The organism is Bradyrhizobium sp. S3.7.6, assembly GCF_054061875.1.
Genome location: NZ_JBSSEQ010000001.1, coordinates 2601985 through 2627256, shown reverse-complemented (window position 1 = coordinate 2627256; position 25272 = coordinate 2601985). Strand labels below are relative to the sequence as shown.

Below are 25272 nucleotides of genomic sequence, written 5' to 3'. Positions count from 1 at the left end.
CTACTTCCGCCCTTGCGGCGGCGGCGCCGCCATCGCGGCCACAGGCTCCGGCGGCGTCAGATGGCGCGGGACGATGATGGACTGGCCGGGGGTGAGGGTCGCGTTCTCCGCCAGCGAATTGCTCTGCGCCAGCGTCCACAGCGGCACGCGGCGGGCTGCAGCGATGCTCTCCATGGTGTCGCCGGCGCGCACGGGCACCCGCACGCCGCTGTCCCACAATTCCACCGGCGTGTTCGGCGGCACGAGATAGCGCAACGGTACCGCATCGGCCTGGCTCTGCGCGGGGATGCGCGGCAGCTGCGTCACCATCTCGATGATCTGGCGATGGATGTCGTCCGACTTCTCGATGTTGATGTGCGAGACGCGGCTGTTCTCCTTGAGGTCGTAGCTCGCGTAATGGCCCCGATAGCCGGGCACGGCCACGACGTCGCCGCCGCCGAGCACGCTGTCGGAGAGGAAGATGTTGATGAAGCGCTCGACATTGAGCGGCACGTCGCCGGTCGCATGCGCGGAATCGATGGCGATGACGAGGCTGATCCGGATGTTCTCCTTGGCCGCCATCTCGGAGATCACGACCGAGCACAGCCCGCCCATGGAATGGCCGATCAGCACGATCGGCGCCGGGTTCTCCTTGTAGCTGGAGATGACACGATCGCCGATCCATCGGCAGATGGTGAATTCATAGACGTCGGCCGAGAAGCCGGCCTTCGTCAGCTTTTCGCTGAGCCGGTCCATGCCGGTCGAGAAGATCGGCCCCATGGCGCCACGGAACAGGTAGATTTTTGGCGGCGGCAGCGGCTCGACCGGCGGAGCGGGAGGCGGCGGCGCAGCGGTCGCGACCGCGGGGCGCTTCGGCTTCGCAGGTGAGGCAACGGCCATGCCGGTGCCTAGGGCGAGCAGCGCAACCGCTGCCAGCACGACTAGCCGCCTCAAATCGATCATCCGTCCAGCAGTCCCGCCATAGGAGGCAAAGGCCTCCTCCGCGGGCTTAGTGACCACCGATTGGGTGGATTTTGGGGCACGGAACCGCGCCCGTGACGCCCGTCGGTCGAGGTTCTCATTCTGCCCCTTACATCCCCGGCATCATTTGAAGGGAACCCATGGCTGGGCTTCGCAGGCGTCGAGGATCACCGAGCTCTGGATTCCCTTGTAGGCGTCATCGTCGAAAAAGACCGAATAGGCCGGGTGTCTATCGGACGGACCACCGCGCTGCCTCAGGCAGACGAAATACGACGCCGGCCCGTGGTCGGTAGGACGGACGGCGGATGTCTCGAGTCCCCCGGTCAGCTTGACTTCGGCGACTGCCTTCCTGACGCCCTCCTGCACCGCCTTGGCACCAGGCGGACGCGGAGGATGATAGACAGGAGGCAAATTCCCGCTCGATGCGCATCCCGCCAGCAAAAGCGTCAAGACGGCGGACAAGGCCGCCAGAGATCTGCGGCGGCCGAAGACGGACCTTCGCTGGCCGCACGCCAACTCATATCGTGAATGCATCGCTTGTCCCCGGTGCCGCGCTCGCTGCGCGCCTCATCCCTGGGTCAGGACGAGATAGAGGCAGCCGGCGACCGTGGGCAGGAACGCGACCAGGGCCGTCATCCAGAAGCCGGGCTCGAGCATCGAGTCCTGGTCATCCCTCTCGTCGACTGCATGCCGATCTGCGTTCGTCCGGCACCACGCCTCATCGGCCGTGAACAGGGGAACGCTGCTCGCGCGCGCATCGTCGCGTGCTGCGCTTTGGCGCAAGGCGCGTTGGGAAGGGCGAGTTATTCCGGATGTCAGCATGTCATCAACTCTGATCGGCTACCAATATGTCGAGCTCGGATGTTGCGGGGCGCGCGGCCGCGTCACTGTGTCAGCGCCTGCTCTGAATTCGCTCCGGGCACAGGCGGCGGGGCCGGATTGTTGGCCGGGCTCTCCTTGGCGCCGGAATCGGTCCAGGCCGGCGGCAGGCCGAGCCCCTGCCCCGCGATGCCGGTGATGCCGGGAAACCGTCCGAACGCTTCGCAGGCGACGTATTTGGGTGCACCGCCGAGGCGCACGGGAATGCTGTCCATCGGCGGCAGCGCAGGGATGCCGCCGAACGGCGACTCTCCGGTCGTAACCAGTTTTGCGAAGTTCGTGCCGAAATCGGCGGCGAGATCGTAGGCATCGCCCTCATTGGCGACCCGCGGAGAGTTGGTAATCGAGTTGGCGCCGCGCGCCCAGACCATGGCCGCCTTCTGAAATCCTGCAAAATCGCGCGCTTCCGCCTCGACCGACAGGCTGCCGAGCCCGACCGGAAGCCTTGGCACCGGTACCGGCACGCCGGGAAGCGCAACGGTCTTGGCAATCGACAGGGCCTTCGATGCGCCGGAGGCGGTCGGGCTGGTCGGCGCGGCATGCGTCACCGTCGCCTGCACCGTGAGATCGGCATCGTCGTCGGATGAGACAATGCGGAAGCGCTCGCTCAAACGGAGACACAGCTCGCGGCTGATGGCGTTCGCAACCAGGCGACGTTCCTTTTCGTTCAACACGACATCGGTGCGCGCGGGAAAGACGGTCGATGCGATCCGGATCGTCTTCGCCGCCAGCACATCCTGCTTGTTCACGCGGATTTTCGATCGCGTCACCAGCCCGTTCGCTTCCGACATCCGGTCGTAGCTCCTGAGCGAGCCGGCCTGTTCGAGCGGCGCGGTCGCACACCCTCCGAGCGCAAGCGCGGCACCCATCAGGGCCGTCCGTGGAAAGCGCATAGTCCCATTCCCGCATCGGCAGCTTATTAGAGAGATCGCTCTAATAATCACTTCTCACGCCTCGCAACATCCGTCAACATAAATAGATGGAACTCTCTAATTTTGATTTTCTCGTGGCGGACCGTCGTGCTAAACGGGGCGGGTGTGAATGGAGATGTCCCGTTTGAGGAAAGTCGACCCCGTCAAGCATGAGCAGAAGCGCGGGGAAATCCTCGGCGCGGCGATCCGCTGCTTCATCAGGGACGGCTTCCGCGGCGCCAGCACGACAGATATCTGCACCGAAGCCGGCATCAGTCCGGGCCACCTCTATCACTACTTCGCGAGCAAGGAGGCGATCATCGAGGCGATGATCGACCTCGGTCTCGCGCGGTCGGCCGAAAAGTTCGAAAAAATTCTGGCCGCCCCCGACGTGATCGAGGCGCTGCTCGTCGATATCGAGGAATCCAGCCTGCGATTTCGTCCCGCCCAGATCCTCAATCTGGATGGCCTCGCGGAGGCCGCCCGCAATCCGGAATTCGCCAAGGTCATCGAACGGCACACGGCGGCCGTCCGCCGTATGTGGAGCCACTTCCTGCGCCAGGCGCAAGACCGGGGACGGGTGGATCCGGGACTCGATCCGGACGCGACGGCAAACATCCTGATCGCCCTCATCGACGGATCCCGCGCCATGCCGATCCGCAATCCGAAGCTGGATATCAAGCAGAGCGTAGAGCATCTGAGAACGATGCTCGTCCGCTTCCTGAACCCGCCCGACGCACAGAGCGCTGCGATCAAGCCCCGCATTCAGAAGACCGGTCGTCCCCTGAAGCTGGTCAGGAAGCGATAGAGCCCGCCCCTAGAGCGGCAGGAGCCGGTTCAGCAATTCCAGCAGCGTGCGCTGCTCGGACGCGCTGAGCGGGGCCAGCATCTTTTCGTTATAGGGCTCCGTCAGCCTTGCCCCCTCGGCAATGAGCTTAGCGCCCTTCGGCGTCAGCATCAGCTCGACGGCGCGGCGGTCCGCCTTCGAGCGGTTGCGCTTGATGAAGCCGGACGATTCGAGCTCGTTCAGGATCTTGATCAGGTTCGGCAGGCGCAGCCGAAGCAGGCTGGCGAGGCTGCTCGGCGGCACGCCGGGATTGTCACGAATGACGGCGAAGATCGCATAGGTCGCCGGCGTCAGGCCCAACGCGGCGAACTCCTCGTAAAAGCCTTCGAAGAACTTCAATTGCGCGAGGCGCAGCATGAAGCCGGGCGTCCGCCGGAGCGCGCGCAGGTCCAGCGATTTCTCCGGCTGCTGATCGGACTTCAACCCGGGTCTTACGGTTTTCGAGCTCATGATCCTCAATCCGCGGCGGCCACAGCCGAATTGACACTCTCAAAAATAGCTATAAAATATAACTATTATTTAGCGGCACCAAGACCGCATATGGGAGGGACACAATGAACAGCAAATTCCTGCACAAATTGTGCATTTTGGCTTCGATGATGGTTGCCGCGCCGGGCTTTGCCCAGGATGCCGTGAAGATCGGCATCCTGAACGACCAATCCGGTCCGTTCGCGAGCTATCAGGGGATCGGCTCGGTCGTCGCCGCAAAAATGGCGGTCGAAGACTATGGCGGAAAGGCTGCCGGCAAGCCCGTCGAGGTCGTCGCGGCGGATCACCAGAACAAGACCGACATCGGGATCGGCATCGCCAGGCGCTGGTACGAGAATGACGGCGTGGACGCGATCTTCGACATCCCCAACTCCTCGATCGCGCTCGCTGTCGCCGGCATGAGCGCCGAGAAGAACAAGGTCTTCGTCGGATCGGGCGCCGGCACGGTGCTGCTCACCGGCGAGAAATGCACGCCCAACACCGTGCACTGGACCTACGACACCTATGCCTACGGGCGTGGCCTCGGCAAGGCGATCGTGCAGCAGGGCGGCAAGAAGTGGTTCTTCATCACCGCCGACTACGCGTTCGGCCACGATCTGGAGAAGCAGGCCGCGGAGGCCGTGAAAGCGTCCGGCGGCGAGGTGCTCGGCAGCGTGCGGCATCCGCTGGGAACGGCCGACTACGCCTCCTTCCTGCTCCAGGCCCAGGCTTCGGGCGCGAACGTCGTCGGCTTCGCCAATGCCGGCGACGATACCATCACCTCGATGAAGCAGGCCGCCGAGTTCGGGCTGACCAAGGACCACAAGCTGGTCGGATTGATCCTGGGGATGAACGGCCTTCCCTCACTCGGACTGAAATTTGCACAGGGCGCGCAGATCATGAACCCGTTCTACTGGGATCTGAACGACGGCACGCGGGCTTTCGCCAAACGCTTCGCCGAGCGCATTCCCTCGAAGGCTTATCCCAACGACATGCAGGCCGGCGTCTATGCCTCGGTCATTCACTACCTCAAGGCGGTCGACAAGGTCGGCGGCGCCAAGGACGGCAAGGCCGTCGTCACCGCGATGAAGGAGATGCCGACGGACGATCCGCTGTTCGGCAAGGGCTACATCCGCAAGGACGGACGCAAGATCCACCCGCTCTATTTGCTCCAGGTCAAGGCGCCCGAGGAGTCGAATTCGGCCTGGGACCTGCTGAAGGTCGTCGCCACGATCAAGGGCGAGGACGCATTCCGCGCGGAGAGCGAAGGCAAGTGTCCGCTGACCACACAATAACGGCCGGGAGCTGACCATGAGCGGCATTGCATCCAGTCCGATCGACCCGTTCGCGCCTGACTTCCTGATGGATCCCTATCCCGCCTATGAAGCGCTGCGCGCGCTCGGGCCTGCGTTCGCGCTGGAGCGGTATGGCGTGTGGGCCATGGCAGGCTATGCCGAAGTCGAGCCCGCCCTGAAGGACTGGAAGACCTTCATCAGCGGCGAGGGTGTCGGCCTTCACGGGATGAATCCCGCGCTGCCAAAGCCGCTGACGCTTCAGATCGACCCGCCCGATCACGACAAGGGCCGGCGGGTTCTCGGCCGCACGCTGTCTCCGGGCGTCGCAAGGAAGCTGCGCGAGACGTTTCAGCAGGAGGCGGAGAGGAAGGTCTCGGAACTGATCGACAAAGGCACCTTCGATGCCGTAACCGATCTTGCGGAGGCCTATCCCATGAAAGTGTTTCCGGATGCGATCGGCATCCGGCCTGACGGCCGCGAGAAGCTGCTGGCCTGGAGCACCTTCGTGTTCGACAGCTTTGGCCCGGAGAACGAAATGCTGGCCACATCGCGCAAGGCGGGCCTCGCCGCACAGAGCTGGATCATGGAATGCTGCGCCCGGGACGCATTGCAGCCAGACGGGCTCGGCATGATGATCTATCAGGCGGCCGACGACGGCGAGATCACCGAGCACGAAGCAACGCACCTGGTGCGGCCGTTCCTCACCGCCGGGATCGACACCACCGTCAACGGCATCGGGAACACCCTTCTGGCACTCGCCACGCATCCGGATGAATATCGCAAGCTGCACCACAAGCCGGAACTGGCGCGCAACGCCTTCGAGGAAGGATTGCGCTATGATTCACCGGTGCAGACGTTCTTCCGAACCACTTCGCGCAAGGTCGACACGAGTGGCGGCGTGATCCCGGCGCACCGCAAGGTGCTGCTGTTCATGGCCTCCGCCAACCGCGATCCGGCGCGGTGGGGCAAACCCGACCGCTTCGATGTCGAACGGAGTGCGACCGGGCATGTCGGCTTCGGCGCCGGCATTCACGCCTGCGTCGGCCAGATGATCGCGCGTCTGGAAGGCGAATTGATCTTCGGCGAGCTCGCAAGGCGCGTGAAGACCATCGAGCTCACGGCGGAGCCCAGACGCAGGCTCAACAATTCCCTGCGTGGGCTGGAGAGCATGCCCGTCCGCGTGACCGCCGCTTAGGCGGCATCACGCGGTGCTGCGGGCGCCACGCGCCCTCAGTTCCTGGCCGTCGCCGCCGCCGAGCGCGCCTGCCGCGGGGCCCTGGGTGCGCCGGGTTCGGCGACCGGACCTGCCGGGGCGCGCGAGCGCAAGATGGCGGCGTCGATCTCGCCGATGACGCGGCGCTGGATCGCCTCGTTCTTGTCGATCGAGATGTGGCCGACGCCGGTGCCGCGGACGTCGACATTGTCGAGCTTGCCGCGGAGGCCAGCCGCGGCGCGCACAGGCTCACCGGGACCATCGCCGATATAGATGTTGATGTAGCGTTCGGCGCCGGTCGACAGCCTGGTCTTGAATACGGAATCGAGGCCGATCGCGAGCTTCACGGGCACGCCGAGCTGGTTGAGCTTGGCGATCATGTCCGGCAGCGCGGTCGCGCCGGAGGAATGGCCGACCAGGACAATGGTCTTGACGCGACCGGCCCGGTAGTCGGCCGCGGCCTCATCGGCGAGCGAGGACCAGGACACGAAGTTCGCGACGGTCACCTGGACGCCCTGCGCCTGGAGGCGGGAGCCGATCGTATCGAGCCCGAGCGAGAAGATGTTGAGCACGCCGCGGAGCAGGTAGACATGGGTGGTCGCGGCCGCGGACTGGCTCGGCGCCGCCCTGGCTGTGGTCGGGCTGATGGCAACAGCTGACAGCAGGAGCAGGCAGATCGCCCACACACGGAGGGCGGGCAACTGGCTGGCGCCGGCGGTGTGACGGCCGTTCGGTCTCATCTCGATGTTTTCCCTGGGGACGATACGCTTTGCGACTGGCCGGAATCGTAGCCACGGCCTGCTCGCAGACGCAACAAAGAGGCGCGTGAGCGGCAATCTTAGCCACAAGCCGTGACCATCGCGCAACACTTGCCCGGAACCTGCCACCGAAGGGGCTGTTTTGAGACCATTTTTCTCCGGCCAATTGCGGCCGGGCAAGTGCATTCCTATTTCAGGGCTCCGCTGACCTCCTCCCGGACGGTTCCAGCCTCCCCTCCCCAGTCTTTACCTTTCAGCCCTGCGGCCATCATGTCCTCCATCATTTCCGTCGCCAATTTGTCGAAGACCTATGGGTCCGGCTTCAAGGCGCTCAAGAACGTCAATCTCGACATCAAGCGCGGCGAGATTTTTGCACTGCTCGGCCCCAACGGCGCCGGCAAGACCACGCTGATCTCGATCATCTGCGGCATCGCCAACCCAAGCGAAGGCACGGTGCTCGTCGGCGGCGAGAACATCCAGACCTCGTACCGCAAGGCCCGCTCGCTGATCGGCCTCGTGCCCCAGGAATTGCACACCGACGCCTTCGAGAGCGTGTGGGCGACGGTGAGCTTCTCCCGCGGCCTGTTCGGCAAGCCGAAGAACCCCGCCCATATCGAGAAGGTGCTGAAGGACCTCTCGCTCTGGGACAAGAAGGACAACAAGATCATCACGCTCTCCGGCGGCATGAAGCGCCGCGTGATGATCGCGAAGGCGCTGTCGCACGAGCCGCAGATCCTGTTCCTGGACGAGCCGACCGCCGGCGTCGACGTCGAGCTGCGCAAGGGCATGTGGGAGGTGGTGCGCACCCTGCAGCAATCCGGCGTCACCATCATCCTGACCACGCACTACATCGAGGAAGCCGAGGAGATGGCCGACCGCATCGGCGTCATCAACAAGGGCGAGATCGTGCTGGTCGAGGACAAGGCGACGTTGATGGAGAAGCTCGGCAAGAAGCGGTTGACGCTGCATCTGCAGGGCAAGGTCACGACGCTTCCGGACAGCCTCAGCCATTACGAGCTCGACCTCTGCGACGGCGGCGCGACGCTCGTCTACGACTACGACACCAAGGGCGAGCGCACCGGCATCACCAGCCTGCTCAGCGACCTCCGCAACGCCGGCATCCGCTTCAACGATCTCGACACGACGCAATCGTCGCTCGAGGACATCTTCGTCGACCTCGTGAGGACGTCATGAATCATCGCGCCATCCGCGCCATCTATCTGTTCGAAATGGCGCGCACCTGGCGTACGCTGCTGCAAAGCATCGTCTCGCCTGTCGTCTCGACCTCGCTCTATTTCGTGGTGTTCGGTGCCGCGATCGGCTCGCGCATCAGCCAGGTCGAGGGCGTCAGCTACGGCACCTTCATCGTGCCGGGCCTGATCATGCTCTCGGTGCTGACACAGAGCATCGCCAACGCTTCCTTCGGCATCTACTTTCCGAAATTCACCGGCACGATCTACGAAATCCTGTCGGCGCCAATTTCCTATGGCGAGATCGTGCTCGGCTATGTCGGCGCCGCCGCGACCAAGTCGATCATTCTCGGCCTGATCATTCTCGCCACTGCCGGCCTGTTCGTGCCGCTGCACATCCATCATCCGGTCTGGATGCTGACCTTCCTGGTGCTGACGGCGGTGACGTTCAGCCTGTTCGGCTTCATCATCGGCATCTGGGCCGACGGCTTCGAAAAGCTCCAGATGATCCCGATGCTGGTGGTGACGCCGCTGACCTTCCTCGGCGGCAGCTTCTATTCCATCGACATGCTGCCGGCAGGCTGGCGCACGGTGGCGCTGCTGAACCCGGTCGTCTATCTGATCTCGGGCTTCCGCTGGAGCTTCTACGAGATTGCGGATGTCAGCGTGTCCGTCAGCATATGCATGACGACGGCGTTCCTGGTGATCTGCCTCGCCGTGATCTGGTGGATTTTCCGCACCGGGTACCGGCTGAAGAACTGAGCTGTCATTCCGGGGCGCGACGAAGTCGCGAGCCCGGAATCCATCGGGCGGCAGAGTTGGTGGATGAATGGATTCCGGGCTCGCCCTTCGGGCGCCCCGGAATGACGATGGTGGACTTACCTGTAGCAGTGGAAGCGATGGTAGCCGTCATAGTAGCCGCGGCAGCGGTAGTGGCGGTGATGCGGAATACCGAACACGCCCTCCACCGCACCGACGGCCCCTCCAACACCGGCGCCCACCGCGCCGCCAACCACGCCACCGACAGGCCCGGCGATCCGGTTGCCTTCATAGGAGCCTTCCTGGGCGCCGCGCACGATGCCCTGGGCGTGGCCGGGTTGCGGCAGCGACAACAGCGCGAGCAGGATGGCGGTGGCTGCGAACAGCAGGCGGATGGGCAAACCGGCCGGCAATTGCGCGGCGGCGATACGGGCTTTGTTCATCTTCGGTCCCAAGGGAATTAAAGGGGAAAGGGCAGCGGAAGCCGCCCGTCGAGGGCAGCCACGATCAACGCCTGAAGCGGCCGAATGGTTGCGCCTTTGTGACGAATTGTCGGCGTTGTGACTGCTCGGCACGCTCGCGAAAATGTCAGCGCCGCCGCCAGCCACGCGGCACAAAGCGGCCTTGCTTACGCCCGGCATCGCGTTAACGATGGAGGGGCAGCCCGCTGGAACGAAAGCCGGATTGCAGGCATATTGCACGCCGGGGGACGGAGAGCCGCGGCGCCTAGCGTGAACAGGCCGGAGGCCAGAACTCAAATGCGTTTCCAGATGCGTTCTTTTTTCATCGCTTTTTCCTCATTGATGTTTTTGAGCGCGGGCGCCGCCCAGGCCAAGGTCGAGATCACCGTCGACAAGGACAATCAGCAGATGACCGTCGCCGTTGACGGCGTCGCGCGCTATCGCTGGCCGGTGTCAACCGGCATCCCCTCGCGCGAAACGCCGGGCGGCGCCTTCCGCGCCTTTCGCATGGAAGAGGATCACTACTCCAAGGAATTCGACGACGCGCCGATGCCGCACGCGATCTTCTTCACCAAGGTCGGGCACGCCATCCACGGCACCGACTCGGTCAGCCGCCTCGGCTCGCCGGCGTCGCACGGCTGCGTGCGACTGTCGCGTCAGAATGCCTCGACGCTCTATGCGCTGGTGCAGCAGCAGGGCGTGCTCAACACCACGGTGACGCTGACCGGCTCGGCCCAGGTGGCTCTGGCCCGCAACCCGCGCGGCCGCAACCCCACAGCAGTGGCCCGCGCGCCGCAGCCGGCCGAAGAGCAGTACGCCACCTCAGGCGATCCCGTGAATCTCGCACCGCCGGCGCAGCCCGCCCGCCGCTACATGCCGCAGGACGACAATTACATCTACCCGGCCGACGGCAGCGACACCGGCACGCGCTATCCCGCGCCGCGCTCGGCTAGCCGCCCGCTGTATGACGCACAGGTCTATCAGCAGCAGCAGCAGCCGCAGCAGTACTACAATCAAGGCTACGGCCAGCAGGGCTACTATCAGCCACAGCCCCGGCAATACTATCAGCCGCGCGGTTACTATCAGAACTGACGCTACCGAAACGCGGCGTTGCCGCGTTCGACGATCTTTCGCACAGCATCGACGAAGGCACGCGCGACCGGCTCGAGGATCTCGGGCCCGGTCGCGGCGAGATCGTCCGACGGCGTATGAAACGTCCGATGGCGCCCAGCCATGCCGAGGAAATTGGCGTAGCCCGCCGCGTGCACATCGCGCAGCTCACCGACCGCCTGCTTCTCCGTCACCAGGCGCTTGGCCTCGACATTCGCAAAAGCCTCGTCGGTCAGTGCGACGGCGGATTTGCTCAGCACGAGATAACGCTCTTGCTCGGGCCGATCGGTGCGGGCGCCTTCCGCGAAGGCATAGCAGGCGTTCGACGAACCGAAATGAATCCACGCCAGCGTGTCCTTCGGTGCCGGCGCTCCGTGCTTCAAAAACAGTTCCATGCCGCCATGGCCGATCTCGTGGCCGGCGGTGGCGATGAAAACAAGATGCGCCGGCCATTTCTCGGCGGCGACGGTGCGCGCCAGCGCGAGAAAGTTGGCGATGCCGGGGCCGCGCTCGCAGACGCACGAGTACCAGCCGGTCATCGGCGTCGAGACGACGATGACCGGCCCACGGCCGGCCCCGATCTCGGCGATGACGTTGCGGCCAACAACATCGCGCTCGTAATGGCCCTTGACGTCGAAGGTGACGCGCGCGCCTGAGGCGAGCGCGCGCTCGAACACCGCTCGCGACGCCGCGCCGACCACGATCACCGGCACCGGCCAGGGCGCATCCTCCTGCGTGACGTTATAGGCGAAGCGGTCGTCGGCGGGGTTGCCGATCATCAGCAGGATGGCCGCCGGCTTCCTTGCCGCGGCTTCCGCGATCGCCGTACGATGGGTCGGCCCCAGATAGGCGCCGCGATCGAACGGCAGATCGAGCAGAAGGATCTTGCCGGTGACATCGCCATCGCGCGCGAGCGGCGCGGCGAGATGGAAGCTGGCCTTGTCCTCCGGCGGCCACCAGAATGGCGTCGCCTCGACAGAGATGCCGGCAGCTTCAGCGCTGGCCCGCTCGACGACATATTGCCGCCCGAGCACGACGGGCTGGAAGCTGATTTCGAAACCCGCCTGCTTCATCTCGCCGGCGATCCAGTCGGCCGTCGCGCGATCGCCCGCCGAGCCGAAGCGGTGCAGACCGAAGGACGCATAGCGCGCCACATCTTCGTAGAGGCTCGCACCCGAGAGCACATCCTTGGCTAGCGCCTGTCCGACCATGAGAATCGCCATCGTTGCGATGAAGATAAGCCGCATATGAATGGCTCCCTGAACCGTTGTTTTTTGAGAGCCAGTTTCCGCCTTCCCCGGCCGCCGTCAAGCACCTGTCGACCACGAAGCTGGACGAACCGGGCGAAGATTTCATAAGCTCCTCTTTTCACCTGGGCTGCGAACCTTGATGCCGTCACGTGCCGCGACAATCCTGATCGTGCTCTCGGTTCTCACTGCGGGACAAGCCATGGCCTTTGATCTCGAGGCGCATCGCGGCGGGCGCGCGCTGTTGCCGGAAAACACCCTGCCGGCCTTCGCCAACGCGCTGTCGATGGGCGTGGACACGCTGGAGCTCGACGCCGGCGTGACCGCGGATGGCGAGGTCGTCGTGTCGCATGAACGCGGGCTCAATCCCGACCTCGCGCGCGATGCAGGCGGCGCTTATGTCGCCGCGCCCGGTACACCGTTCGTGAAGCTGCGGTTGGCCGACGTCAGGACCTATGACGTCGGCCAGATCCGGCCCGACAGTTCCTACGCGAAGCAATTCCCCGACCAGCGGGCCGTGCCAGGGACACGCATTCCCACCCTGGGCGAGCTGTTCGCGCTGGTGCGCAAGGCCGGCAACACGCGCGTGCGTTTCAACATCGAGACCAAGATCGATCCAAACCATCCGGACGAGTCGCTCGATCCGCGAGGCTTTGTCGCAAAGCTGCTCCAGCTGATCGAGGCCGAAGGATTTTCCGATCGCGTCATGATCCAGTCGTTCGACTGGCGGACCCTGTTGCTCGTCCAGCAGCAGGCGCCCACGATTCCGACGGTCTACCTGACGCTCCAGCGCGGCTCGGGCCAGACGGTGGCGTTGGACAAGGCGACGAACTGGACGGCGGGTTTCAGCCCGGCCGATCACGGCGGCTCGCTGCCGCGGACGATCAAGGCTGCGGGCGGCACGGTCTGGTCGCCCTATTTCGGCGATGTAACCGAGGCGGTCGTCTCGGAGGCACACACGCTCGGACTGCGTATCGTGGTCTGGACCGTCAACAAGCGCGAGGACATGGCGCGCATGATCGAGCTCGGCGTCGACGGCATCATCTCGGACAGGCCGGACCTGCTGCGGCAAGTCGCGGGCGAGAAGGGAATTGCATTGCCGGCGGGAACGCCGGTCGTGCCGTAGCGCTCGATCTCGTGTCCCGGACGCGGCGCGGCATGAAATAACGCGACGCAGAGCCGGGACCCAGAAACGTAGGCCCCGGCTCTGCAGCGCACCGCTACGCGCTGCGCAGCGTCCGCGGCGCGCGATGGTGTCGTAGCAGCCCTACTCCCCATCCCGCAGACGCCGGTACAGCGCGCCCAAAATATTGGAATAGTCGTCGGTCCAGACCCGCACCCGGTCGTCGGCTTCGGTCTGCTCCCATGACTTGGAGGAGGCGAGCCGGCCGACGTCGGCCTCCTCGCGCGCGGAGATGACGACGTCGGTCGAGAAGATGTAGTCCCCGTCGCGTCCGGAATCCTCGTTGAAGACCCAGCTCTTCAGATCGTTGGCATCGGCGATGCCGACCACGACGGTCTCGAGATCGAGGTGCCGGTTGGAGACGTGCATCACCACGGCGCCGTGCGGCGCCAGCTTGTCCTTGTAGATACCCATCGCCTCTTCGGTGGCGAGATGAATCGGGATCGCATCCGACGAATAGGCGTCGACGATGATCAGGTCATAAGCGCCGTCGGGCTCTTTCGCGAAGGTGAGGCGAGCATCGCCGATCACCGGCTTCAGGCCCGGCATGCAGCTCGATATGTAGCGAAAGTTCTTCGGATCGCTCGCCGCGTCGACCATGGACTGGTCGATCTCGAAGAAGGTCCAGCTTTCGCCGGGCTCGGCGGCACAGGCGAGCGTGCCCGATCCGACGCCGATTGCCGCAACCTTCAGCGGCGCGCCCTTGCGCTCGCGGATCGCGGTGATGGCCTGACCGATACCGCCGTCCTTGTGGTAATAGGTGATCGGCTCGGGCCGGCCGACGACCGGCGTGCCGTCATTGTTGCGGAAGCGCTCGGCGCCGTGGATCGTGGTGCCGTGCATCAGCACATGGAAGTAGCCGCCGGGCGTCACCACGATCTTGTGCACGCCGAAGAAGCTGCGCACCGTCGTGACGCGGCCTTCGTCCGCCGGATAGACGCGGATCAACGCCAGCGCGAGCGCGGCGGTGGCGAAGATCTTCCAGCGGCTGGCGTTGAGCGCGAGCGCCAGAAGTGCCGCGAGCACGCCGACGGCCCCCGCGACCCAGACGCGATGATCCTCGAACCAGGTCGAGAGATCGCCGGTCATGTAAGACGGCGCGACCAGCGCCACCGCGAGCACGGCGAGTGCCAGCCAGTACCATCTAACGATGCCCGCCAGCCGCTCGTTCGCCGGCGGCCGGCACAGCGCGGCGAGCGCGACCAGGATCGGGTATTCGGCGATCCAGGAGAAGGTGAATGGAGCAACGAGGCCGGCAAAGAGGCCGCCGACCATGCCGCCGAACGACAGCGCGACATAGAAGCCCGTGAGATATTTGGCGGCCGGCCGTGTCCGCGCCAGCTCGCCATGGCAGGCCATGGCGATGACGAAGAAGCACAGTTGGTGGCCGCCGAGGGTCAGCAGCAGATTCTGTTCGCCGCCGAACGCCAGCAGGACGATGACGCCCGCGATCGCGACCGGCTGGAGCATCAGCATCCATTTGTGCGGCAGCAGCGGCCGCGACTGGAACACCACCACCCAGGTGAGCAGATACAGCGACAGCGGCAGCACCCAGAGCAACGGCGCCGCCGCGACGTCGGTCGAGATGTGTGCCGTGACGGCGATCAGCAGGCCGGACGGCACTGCGGCGAGGAAGATCCAGCGCAGCCGCGTCACGATGCCTGGCGCCGGCGCATTGACGTCCTCGGTCTTTGCGTCGACCACGGCCAGCTTCGGCGAACGCAGCAGCAGCACGCCGCAGGCGGCGATCAGGAGGATCAGGAGGCCATAGCCAAGGGTCCAGAACCGGTTCTGCGTGTGCAGCGTGAAAATCGGCTCCAGCAGGAACGGATAGGACAACAGCGCGAGGAAGCTGCCGATGTTGGAGGATGCATAGAGGAAATAGGGATCGTGTCCGGCAGGATGGCCGGTGCGGACGAACCAGGCCTGCAGCAGCGGATTGTTGGCTGCGAGCGCGAAGAACGGCAGGCCGATCGAGACCACGAACAGGCCGAGCAGCCAGAACGCATAGCCGGAGGCCGGTGGATCGCCGTAGGCCGTGGCGACGCCGAGCGGCAGCGTGGCGAAGGCTGCGATCAGCAAAACCAGATGCACCGCGACCGGAACGATGCGATTCCTGATCTGCATCAAGAGATGCGCATAGGCATAGCCCGCCAGCAGCAGCGACTGGAAGAACACCATCGCCACCGACCACACTGCCGGCGAGCCGCCGAGCCGCGGCAGCACCATCTTGGCGAACAGCGGCTGCACCGAGAACAGCAGCAGCGCGCTGACGAAGATCGCGGCGGTGTAGACCGTCAGCAGCAGCCGGTTGCGCGACGAGGACGGCTGCTCCGTGGCGGCGGGTTGCACGATCGAATCCATGGAAGCTCCGGCTCAAACCCCGGCGGGCGCCGGACGCGCGCAATGGAGCACAGGGCGCATGAACGGGCAATAAAGGGTCTCGTGATGTTGCAGCGACGATTGCTTGATATACAGATGTCATTCCGGGTCTGGTCCTTCGGACCATCCCGGAAAGACCGCGGAACATTTTGAATCCTTCATGAGCGAAACCGACGTCATCATCATCGGCGCTGGCCATAACGGCCTCACCTGCGCGGCCTATCTCGCGATGGCGGGCCTGCGCGTGCGCGTCGTCGAGCGCCGCAAGGTGGTCGGCGGGGCCGCGGTCACGGAGGAGTTTCACCCCGGATTCCGCAACTCGGTCGCGGCCTACACGGTGAGCCTGCTCAATCCGCAGGTGATCCGCGACTTGGGCCTCACTGAACAGGGCCTGCGGATCGTCGAGCGGCGCGCCCAGAATTTTCTGCCCGCGCCCGACGGCAGCTATCTGCTCACCGGCGAGGGGCGGACGAAGGAGTCCGTCGCGCGGCTGAGCACGCGCGACGCGAGCGCGCTCGACGGGTTCTCGCGCGAACTGGAAGACATCGCCGACGTGCTGCGGCAGTTCGTGCTGCGTGCGCCGCCGAACCTGCTCGACGGTTTTGGCACGAACGCGATCCGCGAAGTGGTGAACGCGATCCAGAGTGCCAACATCCTGCGTGGGTTGACGCTGGAGCAAAGCCGCAGCCTGCTCGATCTCTTCACCCGCTCGGCCGGCGAGATGCTGGACGAGCGCTTCGAGCACGATCTGGTCAAGGCGCTGTTCGGCTTCGATGCCATCGTCGGCAATTATGCCAGTCCGTACGCGGCGGGCTCGGCCTATGTGATGCTGCACCACGCCTTCGGCGAGGTGAACGGCAAGAAGGGCGTTTGGGGCCACGCCATCGGCGGCATGGGCGCGATCACGCAGGCGATGGCGCGCGCCGCGCAGGGCCGCGGCGTCACGATCGACACGGATGCGGGTGTGCGCGAGATCATCGTCGAGCGCGACCGCGCCGTCGGCGTGGTGCTGGACAACGGCGAGACGATCCGCGCGAAATATGTCGCGGCCAACGTCAATCCAAAGCTGCTCTATACGCGGCTGATCGCGGCCGACGCCCTGCCCCCGGACTTCCTCGCGCGCATCCGGCACTGGAAGAACGGCTCCGGCACCTTCCGCATGAACGTGGCGCTGGACCGCCTGCCCTCCTTCACCACGCTCCCGGGCGACGGCGATCACCTCACCTCCGGCATCATCCTGGCGCCAAGCCTCGGCTACATGGACCGCGCCTATCTCGACGCGCGCGCGCTAGGCTGGAGCCGGGAGCCTGTCGTCGAAATGCTGATCCCCTCCACGCTCGACGACACGCTCGCACCGACGGGCAAACACGTCGCGAGCCTGTTCTGCCAACACGTCGCGCCCGAACTGCCCGACGGAAAGTCCTGGGACGACCATCGCGAGGAGGTCGCCGATCTCATGATCGCGACGGTGGACAAATACGCACCCGGCTTTGCGGCAAGCGTGCTCGGCCGCCAGATCCTCTCCCCGCTCGACCTCGAACGGCAATTCGGCCTGCTGGGAGGCGACATCTTCCACGGCGCTCTGACGCTGAACCAGCTGTTCTCGGCGCGGCCGATGCTGGGCCATGCCGACTATCGCGGTCCCCTGAAGGGCCTCTATCATTGCGGCTCCGGCGCTCACCCCGGCGGCGGCGTCACCGGCGCCCCAGGCCACAACGCCGCACAGGCGATCTTGAGGGATCACCGCTCGCTGTTCGGAAGCCGTGGATAGGTCTGTGGAAAGGGCTGTGGACAGGCTGTTGGCAAGGCTGTGAGAAAGCAGTGGGTCGCCTGCGCGCGGCAGGCCCGGCGCGCCCCGTACAAGGCGGTGCAAAAGCTGCGGATGAGTGGCGGGATAAAGCCGTGGACAACTTTGGGGAAACGGGTGGAGGGCCTGTGGGCATTCCGGTGCCCCCAAAACGACCTCGCCCGCCGGGGGCAACTCCCCGTGCGGGCGATCGTCAGGTAACAGCCTCTAAAGAAAAACAGCCCCCGCCAGGAAATGGGAGGCGGAAATTACTTCAAGGAACTGCTAATCGAACCGAACTTGTCGTTCAAGCTGGTGCCCAGGCTGTTCACCACGGTGATGATCGCCAGCGCGATGCCCGCTGCGATCAGGCCGTATTCGATCGCGGTTGCACCGGATTCGTCCGACCAGAACTTCAAAACCATGCTCTTCAAGACTCGCCTCCGTTTCAATTCCAAGATGCGTTGGGCGATTCCAACACCCGGAAATGTACGGGGTACAACCTGCAGTCAGGTTAAATCGGAACCTGCAAGTTATGCGGAAAATTGGGAACAAAAGTCCCAAAAATTGAACTGACGGAACCCTAGAATGCAGCTTTCTCCCACTCATCGCGCCTGCTTTTCGATCGGCACCGAGGCCGCGGCCAAGCGCGTCGTCGACGTGCTCACGGAGGTCTTTTTTGACGGCGACGCGGCGGTCGCCGCCTTTGAGCGGCCGGACGGACAGTGGGACGTCACGCTCCATTTCGCCGAGACGCCCGATCAGGCATGGCTGCGGGAACTCATTGTAACTTCGGCAGGAAACGAGATCGCCGAAACGCTCATCTTCGACATTGTCGAAGCCAAGGATTGGGTCAAGGCGAGCCTCGAAGATCTCATCCCGGTGCCGGCCGGGCGCTTCGTCGTGCACGGCAGCCACGACCGCGACCACGTCGCGCCGAACAAGCTTGCCATCGAGATCGAGGCAGCGCTCGCCTTCGGCACCGGCCACCACGGCACCACCCGCGGCTGTTTACTGTTGCTTGACCACGTCCTGAAGAGTTCCCGGCCGAGGAATCTGCTCGACCTCGGCACCGGCACCGGCGTGCTGGGCATCGCCGCCGCGAAGGCGCTGCATCGCGCGGTGCTCGCCTCCGACATCGACCCGCCATCGGTGCGGGTGGCGGCCGAGAACGCGACGCTGAACCACGTCGGCAACCAGGTGCGGGTGATCCGCGCGACCGGATTTGCCGCACCGGACTTTGCCAGATGCGGCCCGTTCGACCTGGTCCTGGCCAACATCCTTGCCAATCCGTTAAGGCAATTGGCCGGCCCGATGGCGCGGCACCTCGTGCCCGGCGCGCGCGTCATCCTCTCGGGCCTCTTGACCCACCAGGCCCCCGCCGTGATCGCCGCCTACCGCGCACGCGGCCTCGTGCCGCTGCGGCACGTGCGGATCGAGGGGTGGAGCAGTTTGTTGCTGCGGAAGATGGGGTAAGGCAGCGTAGGCGCCGTAGGGTGGGCAAAGCGGCTTGTCCGCCATAGCTCGAAGAGCGACGGCGGTGCCCCCTACGACACCGCCCTACTCCGCCGGCTTCTCGTCCCGACGTGTCGCGCGCTTACCCTGCAAGGCACGCCTGGCGCGGCGCTCGGCGAAACGGTCGATCATCTGGCTGATGAGGCCGCGCGGCTTCTTCGGTGTCGTTGCAGCCGGGGCGCGGTGGGCCGGCGGCGAAATCTTCTCAAACATGAACGCTGGCATCGTGTGTCCCCTCGCCGTTGAGATGAACCACCCGCTCGAATTTCCCTGTTATCCGGACGAAGCGCAACTGCTGCATCCTCTACTCCACTCAATTCGAATGGACCATTTTCAAGCACGGTCCGTGCCAGATGCGACCCCAAATGCGTCTACATTGCGGACTGATCGGCATGATCCTAAACTGAGCCATGTTCGAAGCACACTTCCAGACATTCGAGGAGCCCGAGGCCGGCGTCGCATTGACGGCGCGCCTGGCCGCGCTCCGTGAAGAACTCGCCCGCCGCAAGCTGACCGGCTTCGTCGTTCCGCGCGCCGATCAGCAGCAGAACGAATATGTGCCCCCCTCGGAAGAGCGGCTGGCCTGGCTGACCGGCTTTACCGGTTCCGCAGGATTGGCGGTGGTGCTGACGCATGAGGCCGCGATCTTCGTCGACGGCCGCTACACGATCCAGGCGGCCAAGCAGGTCGACGCAAAGGCCTGGGCGGTGGAATCGCTGATCGATCCGCCGCCGGAGAGCTGGGTATCGACGCACCTGAAAGCCGGCGACCGCCTCGGATTTGATCCGTGGCTGCACACTTCTTCGGCAGCCGAGCGCCTCGCCGCCGCCTGCGCCAAGGCCGGCGCCGAGCTGGTCGCGGTCGACAGCAACCCGGTCGACGCGATCTGGCAGGACCGGCCGCAGCCGCCGCTGGCCCCGGTCGCCGTGCACAGCCTGCAAAATGCCGGGGTCGCCGAGGCCGAGAAGATCACGCAAATCAAAAGCGAGATCGCCAAGCTCGGCGTCGACGCGCTGGTGCTCTCCGACAGCCACGCCGTGGCTTGGACCTTCAACATCCGCGGCGCCGACGTCGCCCATACTCCTTTGCCGCTGTCCTACGCGCTGGTGCCGAAGGACGGCCGGCCGACCGTATTCATCGACCACCGAAAACTCTCCAATTTGACCCGCGACCATCTGGAGCAGTCCGCCGACGTGCGCGAGCCCGATGCGATGGCACCGACGCTGATGGCGCTCGCCAAGAGCGGCGCCGCGATCGCACTCGACAATGCCACCGCGGCCGACGCGCTCAGCCGGCTGATCGCAAGCGCCGGCGGCAAGCCGGTGCGCGGCAGCGATCCGATTGCGCTGCTCAAGGCCGTCAAGAACGCGACCGAGATCAAGGGCACACGGACGGCGCACCGCCGCGATGCCGTGGCGCTGGCGCGCTTCCTCGCCTTCGTCGATCGCGAGGCATCAAGCGGCAAGCTGACCGAGATCGACGCGGTCGAGGCGCTCGAGACGTTCCGCCGCGACACCGGCGCGCTGAAGGACGTCTCGTTCCCGACCATATCAGGCACCGGTCCGAACGGCGCCATCGTGCACTACCGCGTCACCCGCAAGAGCAACCGGCGCATCGCGCCGGGCGATCTGCTGCTGATCGATTCCGGTGCGCAATATGAAGACGGCACCACCGACGTCACCCGCACGATGGCCGTGGGCGAGCCGACCGGCGAGATGCGCGACCGCTTCACCCGCGTGCTCCGCGGCCACATCGCGATCGCGCGCGCGGTGTTTCCCGACGGCACCACCGGCGCGCAGCTCGACACGCTGGCGCGGCAATATCTCTGGGCCGCCGGCGTCGATTTCGAGCACGGCACCGGCCACGGCGTCGGCAGCTATCTCAGTGTGCACGAAGGACCCGCGCGGATCTCGAAGCTCGGCACGACGCCGCTGAAGCGCGGCATGATCCTCTCCAACGAGCCCGGCTATTACAAGACCGACGGCTTCGGCATCCGCATCGAGAACCTCGAGCTGGTGGTCGCCGCCGACATCGAGGGCGCGGAAAAACCGATGAACGCGTTCGAGACGCTGACCCTGGCACCGATCGACCGCCGGCTGATCGATGTCGCGATGCTGGGCAAGGACGAGCTCGACTGGCTCAATGCCTACCACGCGCGCGTCCGCGCCGAGGTGCGGCCGGCACTGGACGAAGCGACGAAGGCCTGGCTCGATCAGGCGACGGCCGAGCTGAAGGCGTAAGCTCGCGCCGGAGATGCATGGCGCTACGCGATTTGCGCAACGCTCTCACCTCACACTCGCTGTCATGCCCCGCGAAGGCGGGGCATCCAGTACGCCGCAGCCTCTCGATTCAATCACTACGGCCTCTGGAATACTGGATTCCCCGCCTTCGCGGGGAATGACACCGAAGATGTGGCACGACCGCACAACATCTCAGCACACGCACCCGTAGGATAACGGTCTCCACACGCTGTTATCACAACCGTCCCGAAATCCGAATAGCCGCATTCCGAAACGCCGATATCCGTCTTGCGTGAGCACGCTACAGTCGATTCGACTTCGAAAGACGGACGACTATGCACGGCATGATCAGCAGGCCGCCGGACGCGGCGACGAAAAACATCGCGACCTCGCGCGTGGTGTTGCTGCTGCTGGTCGTCATGACCGGGATCGCGCCGATCTCGCTCTATATCCTGGTTCCGGCGCTGCCCGTGCTGGCGACGACGTTCGGCCGCGACATCTCGATCGCGCAGATGACGGTGTCCCTGTACATGGTCGGCATCGCACTGTCGCAGCTCATCATGGGACCGCTGTCGGACAGGTTCGGCCGGCGTCCGGTGCTGCTTGGCGGCCTCGCGCTGATGGTCGCGGCGAGCATCGCCTGCATCTTCGCCGAAACCCTGCCGCAACTGATCGCAGCGCGCTTCTTCCAGGCGCTCGGCGGCGCCTCCGGCATGGTGGTGAGCCGCGCCATCATCCGCGATATCTACGAGCGCGACCGCGTCGCCTCCATGATCAGCCTCGTAATCGCAGCGCTCATGATCGGCCAGATGGTCTCACCGCTCACCGGCGGCCTGATCGAGACCGCATTCGGCTGGCGGGCCATTTTCTACGCCGTCACCTTCGCCGCGATCGCGGTCGCAATCGGCATCGCGATCGCGTTGCCCGAGACCCGCCGCGATCGCGCGGTCGGCAGCGGCGGCTTTCGCAGCGACGTCGGCACCCTGATCAAGAGCCGCGCCTTCATCGGCTACGTGATGTGCCAGGTGCTGGCGTCCCAGATTATCTTCACCTTCGCCGGCGGCGGCCCCTACATCGTGGTGACGCAGATGGGCCGGACCAGCGCCGAATATGGCGCCTGGTTCGCGACAACAGGTTTTGCATATCTCGTCGGCAATCTGCTCTGCGTGCGCTTCGCGCCGCGACACTCGCTGGAAAAGCTGATCTGGTTCGGGCTCGGCCTGCAACTCTGCGGCAGCCTGTTGAACCTGCTCTGGAGCTTCACCGGCTGGAACGAGGCTCCGAGCTGGCTATTCGGCACGCAGATGATCGTGATGGTCGGCAATGCCTTCGTGATGGCGAACTCCGCCGCCGGCGCCATCAGCATCCGCCCTGAAGCCGCCGGCACCGCATCAGGCGCGATGGGCTTCCTCCAGCAGGGCATCGGCGCGCTGATGTCGCAATTCGGCGCCTATCTCGGCGGCCACTCCGCCACCACGCTGCCGCTGACCTCCGCGGTGCTGGCGATCTCGCTGCTCTGCGCCTGCATGATGATCTTCGTCGTTCCTCGCCGCGAGGTGGTGGTGAGCGAGGAGTTGATCGAGCAGGCGGAAGAGGAAGAGACGGGGATGATGTGAGAGGGGCGATTGGCCTCGCACCAATCTCGGTGTCATTCCCCGCGATAGCGGGGAATCCAGTACACCGCGGCCCATCGGTTCTATCACAGCCGTCTCGGAGTACTGGATCGCCCGGTCAAGCCGGGCGACGACAGCGGAGTGAGTGGCACGAGCGCGCCCCTCTCACTCCCCGATCAGCGTCAGCCACTCGTCCTCGGTCAACACCTTGACGCCGTGCTTGTTGGCTTCCGCGAGCTTGGAGCCCGCACCGGGACCGGCGACGACGAGATCGGTCTTCTTCGACACCGAGCCTGACACCTTCGCCCCCAGACGCTCCGCGGTCGCCTTGGCTTCGTCGCGCGTCATCTTCTCCAGCGATCCCGTGAACACCACCGTCTTGCCGGCGACGGCGGAGTTGCTCTTCGGCTTCTCGGCGTCGATGATCTCGACTTCCTTGGTCAGCCGTTCGACGATGCCGCGATTGTGGCTCTCGCCGAAATAGTCGGCGATGCTCTTGATCACGGTGTCGCCGATCTGGTCCAGCGCGTCCATCTCGGCCATCGCCTCCTCGTCGCCCTTGGCGACCTTGAGGCAGGCGTCGTGGAAAGCGTCCCACGAGCCATAGCCGCGTGCGAGCGCCAGCGCCGTGGTCTCGCCGACATGACGCATCCCGAGCGCAAAGACGAAGCGCTCCAGCGCGATTCTGCGCCGGCTCTCGATGGCGCCGAACAGGTTGCGCACCGACGTTTCGCCGTAGCCCTCGATCTCCTCGAGCTTCAGCTTCGCGTTGCGCTTCTCCAGCGTGAAGATGTCGGCGGGCTCCTTCACCCATTCCTCGTCGAAGAAATACTGGAGCTGCTTCTCGCCAAGACCGTCGATGTCGAAGGCGCGCCGCGACACGAACAGTTTGAGGTGCTCGATCTTCTGATAGGGACAGGCGAACTCGCCGGTGCAGCGGGCGCGCGAGCCCTCTTCACCGGCCGCCGTTTCCTCGCGCGTGACGTCGGTGTGCAGCGGGCACGGGCACTTCGTCGGGAAATGGAATTCCTTGGCCGTCTTCGGCCGCTTGTCGAGGACGACGTCGACCACCTGCGGGATGACGTCGCCGGCACGCTGGATCACGACGGTGTCGCCGATCCTGATGTCGCGCCCCTCGCGCAGCACCTCACCCTTGTTGCCGATGCCCTTGATGTAGTCCTCGTTGTGCAGGGTGACGTTCTGCACGATCACGCCGCCGACGCCGACCGGTTCGAGCTTGCCGACCGGCGTGAACGAGCCGGTGCGGCCGACCTGGATCTCGATGTCGCGCAGCACCGTCACGGCGCGCTCGGCCGGGAATTTGTGCGCGATGCCCCAGCGCGGCGTGCGTGAGACGAAGCCGAGCCGTTCCTGCCAGTCGATGCGGTCGACCTTGTAGACGACGCCGTCGATGTCGTAATCGAGTTTTGCGCGCTGCTCCTCGATCGAATGATGGAACGCGAGCAGCTCCTCAACGGAATGACAGAGCCTGGTCAACGGATTGGTCTTGAAGCCGCAGCGCTCGAACCAGCCGATCATGCCGCTCTGCGTACCCTCCGGCATCGCGCTCATCTCGCCCCAGGCATAGGCGAAGAAGCCCAGGGGGCGCGAGGCGGTGATGGTCGGGTCCTTCTGCCGGAGCGAGCCTGCGGCCGAATTGCGCGGATTGGCGAACGGCGCCTCGCCGGCCTCGACCTGCTTCTTGTTGAGTGTCAGGAAGGCCCTCTTGGTCATGTAGACCTCGCCGCGCACCTCGCAGATGTCAGGGACGTTGCGGCCTTTCAGCTTCTGCGGCACGTCTTCGAGGGTGCGGATGTTGGCGGTGACGTCCTCGCCTTCGGCGCCATCACCGCGGGTCGCCGCGGTGACGAGCTCGCCGCCCTCGTAGCGCAGCGACATCGAGAGGCCGTCGATCTTCGGCTCGGCCGAGAAATCGACCTTGTCGTCGTCGAGCTTCAGGAAGCGCACGATGCGGCCGACGAAGTCGCGGACGTCCTCTTCGGCAAACGCGTTGTCGAGCGACAGCATCGGAACGGAATGCCGGACTTTCCTGAAGCGACCCGACGGTGCCGCGCCGACTTTCTGGGACGGCGACTCCGCGCTGACGAAATCCGGAAAGCGCTTTTCGATCGCGTTGAAGCGCTGGCGCAACTCGTCGTACTCGGCGTCGGTCACGGTGGGCGCGTCGTCTTGATAGTAGCGCCTGTCGTGCTCTTCGAGTTCGAGTGCGAGCCGCATGTGCTCGACCTTGGCCTGCGCCTTGGTGAGGTCGGCGACGTCGCGAAGCGGCCTTGCTTTGGATTTTGCTGCTCTTGCCATGGTGCTTGGATACGACGGAGCGGGCGGGAGGGTAAAGGCGGTTGGTCTCGTGCCCCGGACGCTGCGCAGCGCGGAGCCGTGCGCTGCAGAGCCGGGGCCTGTGTGGCGGCATTCCGTGTCCCGGCTCGCGCTACGC

At 65.1% G+C, this 25272-nt stretch carries 23 protein-coding genes; 11 read left to right on the top strand and 12 right to left on the bottom strand.

The window, feature by feature from the left end; genetic code table 11:
- The 4 genes from ACVJ5M_RS12475 to ACVJ5M_RS12460 form a co-directional block, all read right to left on the bottom strand.
- Entirely contained in the window at positions 1–942 is a 942-nt protein-coding gene (locus ACVJ5M_RS12475; RefSeq protein ID WP_231143113.1) for a LysM peptidoglycan-binding domain-containing protein, read from the bottom strand.
- A gap of 141 nt (positions 943–1083) precedes the next feature.
- Positions 1084–1410 (bottom strand): hypothetical protein, encoded by a 327-nt coding sequence (locus ACVJ5M_RS12470; protein WP_354099554.1) that lies wholly within the window; start codon positions 1408–1410, stop codon positions 1084–1086.
- Between the two features lie 117 nt (positions 1411–1527).
- Positions 1528–1782 carry a hypothetical protein gene (locus ACVJ5M_RS12465; RefSeq protein WP_231143115.1) on the bottom strand — a complete coding sequence of 85 codons (255 nt, stop codon included), beginning with the start codon at positions 1780–1782 and terminating at the stop codon, positions 1528–1530.
- 62 nt (positions 1783–1844) lie between these two features.
- Positions 1845–2708, bottom strand: a complete 864-nt coding sequence (locus tag ACVJ5M_RS12460; protein WP_354099569.1) for a DUF3313 domain-containing protein — start codon at positions 2706–2708, stop codon at positions 1845–1847.
- A 172-nt stretch (positions 2709–2880) separates the two neighbouring features.
- Between ACVJ5M_RS12460 and ACVJ5M_RS12455 the strand changes: the two genes are divergently transcribed.
- Positions 2881–3558 carry a TetR/AcrR family transcriptional regulator gene (locus ACVJ5M_RS12455; protein ID WP_425364254.1) on the top strand — a complete coding sequence of 226 codons (678 nt, stop codon included), beginning with the start codon at positions 2881–2883 and terminating at the stop codon, positions 3556–3558.
- Positions 3559–3567: 9 nt separating this feature from the next.
- On the opposite strand, the gene ACVJ5M_RS12450 is transcribed toward ACVJ5M_RS12455, so the two are convergent.
- Positions 3568–4047, bottom strand: a complete 480-nt coding sequence (locus ACVJ5M_RS12450; RefSeq protein WP_231143117.1) for a MarR family winged helix-turn-helix transcriptional regulator — start codon at positions 4045–4047, stop codon at positions 3568–3570.
- A 104-nt stretch (positions 4048–4151) separates the two neighbouring features.
- Between ACVJ5M_RS12450 and ACVJ5M_RS12445 the strand changes: the two genes are divergently transcribed.
- The gene (locus tag ACVJ5M_RS12445) at positions 4152–5360 is read left to right on the top strand and encodes an ABC transporter substrate-binding protein (RefSeq protein WP_354097210.1); all 1209 of its coding nucleotides are present in this window, start codon (positions 4152–4154) and stop codon (positions 5358–5360) included.
- Positions 5361–5376: 16 nt separating this feature from the next.
- Positions 5377–6555 (top strand): cytochrome P450, encoded by a 1179-nt coding sequence (locus ACVJ5M_RS12440; RefSeq protein ID WP_231143120.1) that lies wholly within the window; start codon positions 5377–5379, stop codon positions 6553–6555.
- 35 nt (positions 6556–6590) lie between these two features.
- Here the strand turns inward: ACVJ5M_RS12440 and ACVJ5M_RS12435 are convergent, their stop codons facing one another.
- Positions 6591–7313: a hypothetical protein gene (locus ACVJ5M_RS12435; RefSeq protein WP_231143122.1), complete on the bottom strand. Its 723-nt coding sequence runs from the start codon at positions 7311–7313 to the stop codon at positions 6591–6593.
- A 288-nt stretch (positions 7314–7601) separates the two neighbouring features.
- Between ACVJ5M_RS12435 and ACVJ5M_RS12430 the strand changes: the two genes are divergently transcribed.
- Together ACVJ5M_RS12430 and ACVJ5M_RS12425 are read left to right on the top strand one after the other, a co-directional pair.
- A complete protein-coding gene (locus ACVJ5M_RS12430; protein WP_231143124.1) occupies positions 7602–8525 on the top strand; it encodes an ABC transporter ATP-binding protein in 924 nt (307 codons plus the stop codon).
- Positions 8522–9283, top strand: a complete 762-nt coding sequence (locus ACVJ5M_RS12425) for an ABC transporter permease (protein ID WP_028147642.1) — start codon at positions 8522–8524, stop codon at positions 9281–9283. Before ACVJ5M_RS12430 ends, ACVJ5M_RS12425 begins: the two co-directional genes overlap by 4 nt.
- Positions 9284–9399: 116 nt before the next feature.
- Here ACVJ5M_RS12425 and ACVJ5M_RS12420 read toward each other — a convergent pair whose 3' ends face one another.
- The gene (locus ACVJ5M_RS12420) at positions 9400–9723 is read right to left on the bottom strand and encodes a hypothetical protein (protein ID WP_063981556.1); all 324 of its coding nucleotides are present in this window, start codon (positions 9721–9723) and stop codon (positions 9400–9402) included.
- Positions 9724–10050: 327 nt separating this feature from the next.
- Here ACVJ5M_RS12420 and ACVJ5M_RS12415 point away from each other — a divergent pair, with 327 nt between their 5' ends.
- Complete coding sequence (locus ACVJ5M_RS12415) at positions 10051–10833, top strand: L,D-transpeptidase (protein WP_063981555.1); 783 nt, start codon at positions 10051–10053, stop codon at positions 10831–10833.
- 2 nt (positions 10834–10835) lie between these two features.
- Here the strand turns inward: ACVJ5M_RS12415 and ACVJ5M_RS12410 are convergent, their stop codons facing one another.
- Positions 10836–12098, bottom strand: coding sequence for a hypothetical protein (locus ACVJ5M_RS12410; protein WP_063981554.1), 1263 nt, complete (start codon positions 12096–12098; stop codon positions 10836–10838).
- A 142-nt stretch (positions 12099–12240) separates the two neighbouring features.
- On the opposite strand from ACVJ5M_RS12410, the gene ACVJ5M_RS12405 reads away from it, so the two are divergent.
- Positions 12241–13224 (top strand): glycerophosphodiester phosphodiesterase, encoded by a 984-nt coding sequence (locus ACVJ5M_RS12405; protein ID WP_063986145.1) that lies wholly within the window; start codon positions 12241–12243, stop codon positions 13222–13224.
- Positions 13225–13365: 141 nt separating this feature from the next.
- Here ACVJ5M_RS12405 and ACVJ5M_RS12400 read toward each other — a convergent pair whose 3' ends face one another.
- Positions 13366–15645: a fused MFS/spermidine synthase gene (locus ACVJ5M_RS12400; protein WP_063981553.1), complete on the bottom strand. Its 2280-nt coding sequence runs from the start codon at positions 15643–15645 to the stop codon at positions 13366–13368.
- 178 nt (positions 15646–15823) lie between these two features.
- Here ACVJ5M_RS12400 and ACVJ5M_RS12395 point away from each other — a divergent pair, with 178 nt between their 5' ends.
- Positions 15824–17434, top strand: coding sequence for a phytoene desaturase family protein (locus ACVJ5M_RS12395; RefSeq protein WP_063981552.1), 1611 nt, complete (start codon positions 15824–15826; stop codon positions 17432–17434).
- Positions 17435–17718: 284 nt separating this feature from the next.
- On the opposite strand, the gene ACVJ5M_RS12390 is transcribed toward ACVJ5M_RS12395, so the two are convergent.
- Complete coding sequence (locus ACVJ5M_RS12390) at positions 17719–17874, bottom strand: Flp family type IVb pilin (RefSeq protein WP_094183922.1); 156 nt, start codon at positions 17872–17874, stop codon at positions 17719–17721.
- A 163-nt stretch (positions 17875–18037) separates the two neighbouring features.
- Here ACVJ5M_RS12390 and ACVJ5M_RS12385 point away from each other — a divergent pair, with 163 nt between their 5' ends.
- Positions 18038–18925 carry a 50S ribosomal protein L11 methyltransferase gene (locus tag ACVJ5M_RS12385; RefSeq protein WP_063981550.1) on the top strand — a complete coding sequence of 296 codons (888 nt, stop codon included), beginning with the start codon at positions 18038–18040 and terminating at the stop codon, positions 18923–18925.
- 84 nt (positions 18926–19009) lie between these two features.
- Here ACVJ5M_RS12385 and ACVJ5M_RS12380 read toward each other — a convergent pair whose 3' ends face one another.
- On the bottom strand, positions 19010–19189 hold the full coding sequence (locus ACVJ5M_RS12380; protein ID WP_028147633.1) for a hypothetical protein: 180 nt from the start codon (positions 19187–19189) through the stop codon (positions 19010–19012).
- A gap of 185 nt (positions 19190–19374) precedes the next feature.
- Between ACVJ5M_RS12380 and ACVJ5M_RS12375 the strand changes: the two genes are divergently transcribed.
- Positions 19375–21204, top strand: a complete 1830-nt coding sequence (locus tag ACVJ5M_RS12375) for an aminopeptidase P family protein (protein ID WP_063981549.1) — start codon at positions 19375–19377, stop codon at positions 21202–21204.
- A gap of 335 nt (positions 21205–21539) precedes the next feature.
- The gene (locus ACVJ5M_RS12370; RefSeq protein WP_063981548.1) at positions 21540–22820 is read left to right on the top strand and encodes a multidrug effflux MFS transporter; all 1281 of its coding nucleotides are present in this window, start codon (positions 21540–21542) and stop codon (positions 22818–22820) included.
- Between the two features lie 162 nt (positions 22821–22982).
- On the opposite strand, the gene ligA is transcribed toward ACVJ5M_RS12370, so the two are convergent.
- The gene (gene ligA, locus ACVJ5M_RS12365; RefSeq protein ID WP_063981547.1) at positions 22983–25136 is read right to left on the bottom strand and encodes an NAD-dependent DNA ligase LigA; all 2154 of its coding nucleotides are present in this window, start codon (positions 25134–25136) and stop codon (positions 22983–22985) included.
- Between the last annotated feature and the right edge of the window lie 136 nt (positions 25137–25272).

What these genes read in the sequence shown, in the direction of transcription:
- ACVJ5M_RS12385 (WP_063981550.1), top strand. Translation starts at nt 18,038, where the DNA reads ATGCAGCTTTCTCCCACTCATCGCGCCTGCTTTTCGATCGGCACCGAG.
- ACVJ5M_RS12380 (WP_028147633.1), bottom strand. Translation starts at nt 19,189, where the DNA reads ATGCCAGCGTTCATGTTTGAGAAGATTTCGCCGCCGGCCCACCGCGCC.
- ACVJ5M_RS12375 (WP_063981549.1), top strand. Translation starts at nt 19,375, where the DNA reads ATGTTCGAAGCACACTTCCAGACATTCGAGGAGCCCGAGGCCGGCGTC.
- ACVJ5M_RS12445 (WP_354097210.1), top strand. Translation starts at nt 4,152, where the DNA reads ATGAACAGCAAATTCCTGCACAAATTGTGCATTTTGGCTTCGATGATG.
- ACVJ5M_RS12395 (WP_063981552.1), top strand. Translation starts at nt 15,824, where the DNA reads ATGAGCGAAACCGACGTCATCATCATCGGCGCTGGCCATAACGGCCTC.
- ACVJ5M_RS12455 (WP_425364254.1), top strand. Translation starts at nt 2,881, where the DNA reads ATGGAGATGTCCCGTTTGAGGAAAGTCGACCCCGTCAAGCATGAGCAG.
- ACVJ5M_RS12460 (WP_354099569.1), bottom strand. Translation starts at nt 2,708, where the DNA reads ATGGGTGCCGCGCTTGCGCTCGGAGGGTGTGCGACCGCGCCGCTCGAA.
- ACVJ5M_RS12390 (WP_094183922.1), bottom strand. Translation starts at nt 17,874, where the DNA reads ATGGTTTTGAAGTTCTGGTCGGACGAATCCGGTGCAACCGCGATCGAA.
- ACVJ5M_RS12405 (WP_063986145.1), top strand. Translation starts at nt 12,241, where the DNA reads ATGCCGTCACGTGCCGCGACAATCCTGATCGTGCTCTCGGTTCTCACT.
- ACVJ5M_RS12415 (WP_063981555.1), top strand. Translation starts at nt 10,051, where the DNA reads ATGCGTTCTTTTTTCATCGCTTTTTCCTCATTGATGTTTTTGAGCGCG.
- ligA (WP_063981547.1), bottom strand. Translation starts at nt 25,136, where the DNA reads ATGGCAAGAGCAGCAAAATCCAAAGCAAGGCCGCTTCGCGACGTCGCC.
- ACVJ5M_RS12465 (WP_231143115.1), bottom strand. Translation starts at nt 1,782, where the DNA reads ATGCTGACATCCGGAATAACTCGCCCTTCCCAACGCGCCTTGCGCCAA.
- ACVJ5M_RS12400 (WP_063981553.1), bottom strand. Translation starts at nt 15,645, where the DNA reads ATGGATTCGATCGTGCAACCCGCCGCCACGGAGCAGCCGTCCTCGTCG.
- ACVJ5M_RS12430 (WP_231143124.1), top strand. Translation starts at nt 7,602, where the DNA reads ATGTCCTCCATCATTTCCGTCGCCAATTTGTCGAAGACCTATGGGTCC.
- ACVJ5M_RS12440 (WP_231143120.1), top strand. Translation starts at nt 5,377, where the DNA reads ATGAGCGGCATTGCATCCAGTCCGATCGACCCGTTCGCGCCTGACTTC.
- ACVJ5M_RS12425 (WP_028147642.1), top strand. Translation starts at nt 8,522, where the DNA reads ATGAATCATCGCGCCATCCGCGCCATCTATCTGTTCGAAATGGCGCGC.
- ACVJ5M_RS12370 (WP_063981548.1), top strand. Translation starts at nt 21,540, where the DNA reads ATGCACGGCATGATCAGCAGGCCGCCGGACGCGGCGACGAAAAACATC.
- ACVJ5M_RS12435 (WP_231143122.1), bottom strand. Translation starts at nt 7,313, where the DNA reads ATGAGACCGAACGGCCGTCACACCGCCGGCGCCAGCCAGTTGCCCGCC.
- ACVJ5M_RS12420 (WP_063981556.1), bottom strand. Translation starts at nt 9,723, where the DNA reads ATGAACAAAGCCCGTATCGCCGCCGCGCAATTGCCGGCCGGTTTGCCC.
- ACVJ5M_RS12450 (WP_231143117.1), bottom strand. Translation starts at nt 4,047, where the DNA reads ATGAGCTCGAAAACCGTAAGACCCGGGTTGAAGTCCGATCAGCAGCCG.
- ACVJ5M_RS12410 (WP_063981554.1), bottom strand. Translation starts at nt 12,098, where the DNA reads ATGCGGCTTATCTTCATCGCAACGATGGCGATTCTCATGGTCGGACAG.
- ACVJ5M_RS12475 (WP_231143113.1), bottom strand. Translation starts at nt 942, where the DNA reads ATGATCGATTTGAGGCGGCTAGTCGTGCTGGCAGCGGTTGCGCTGCTC.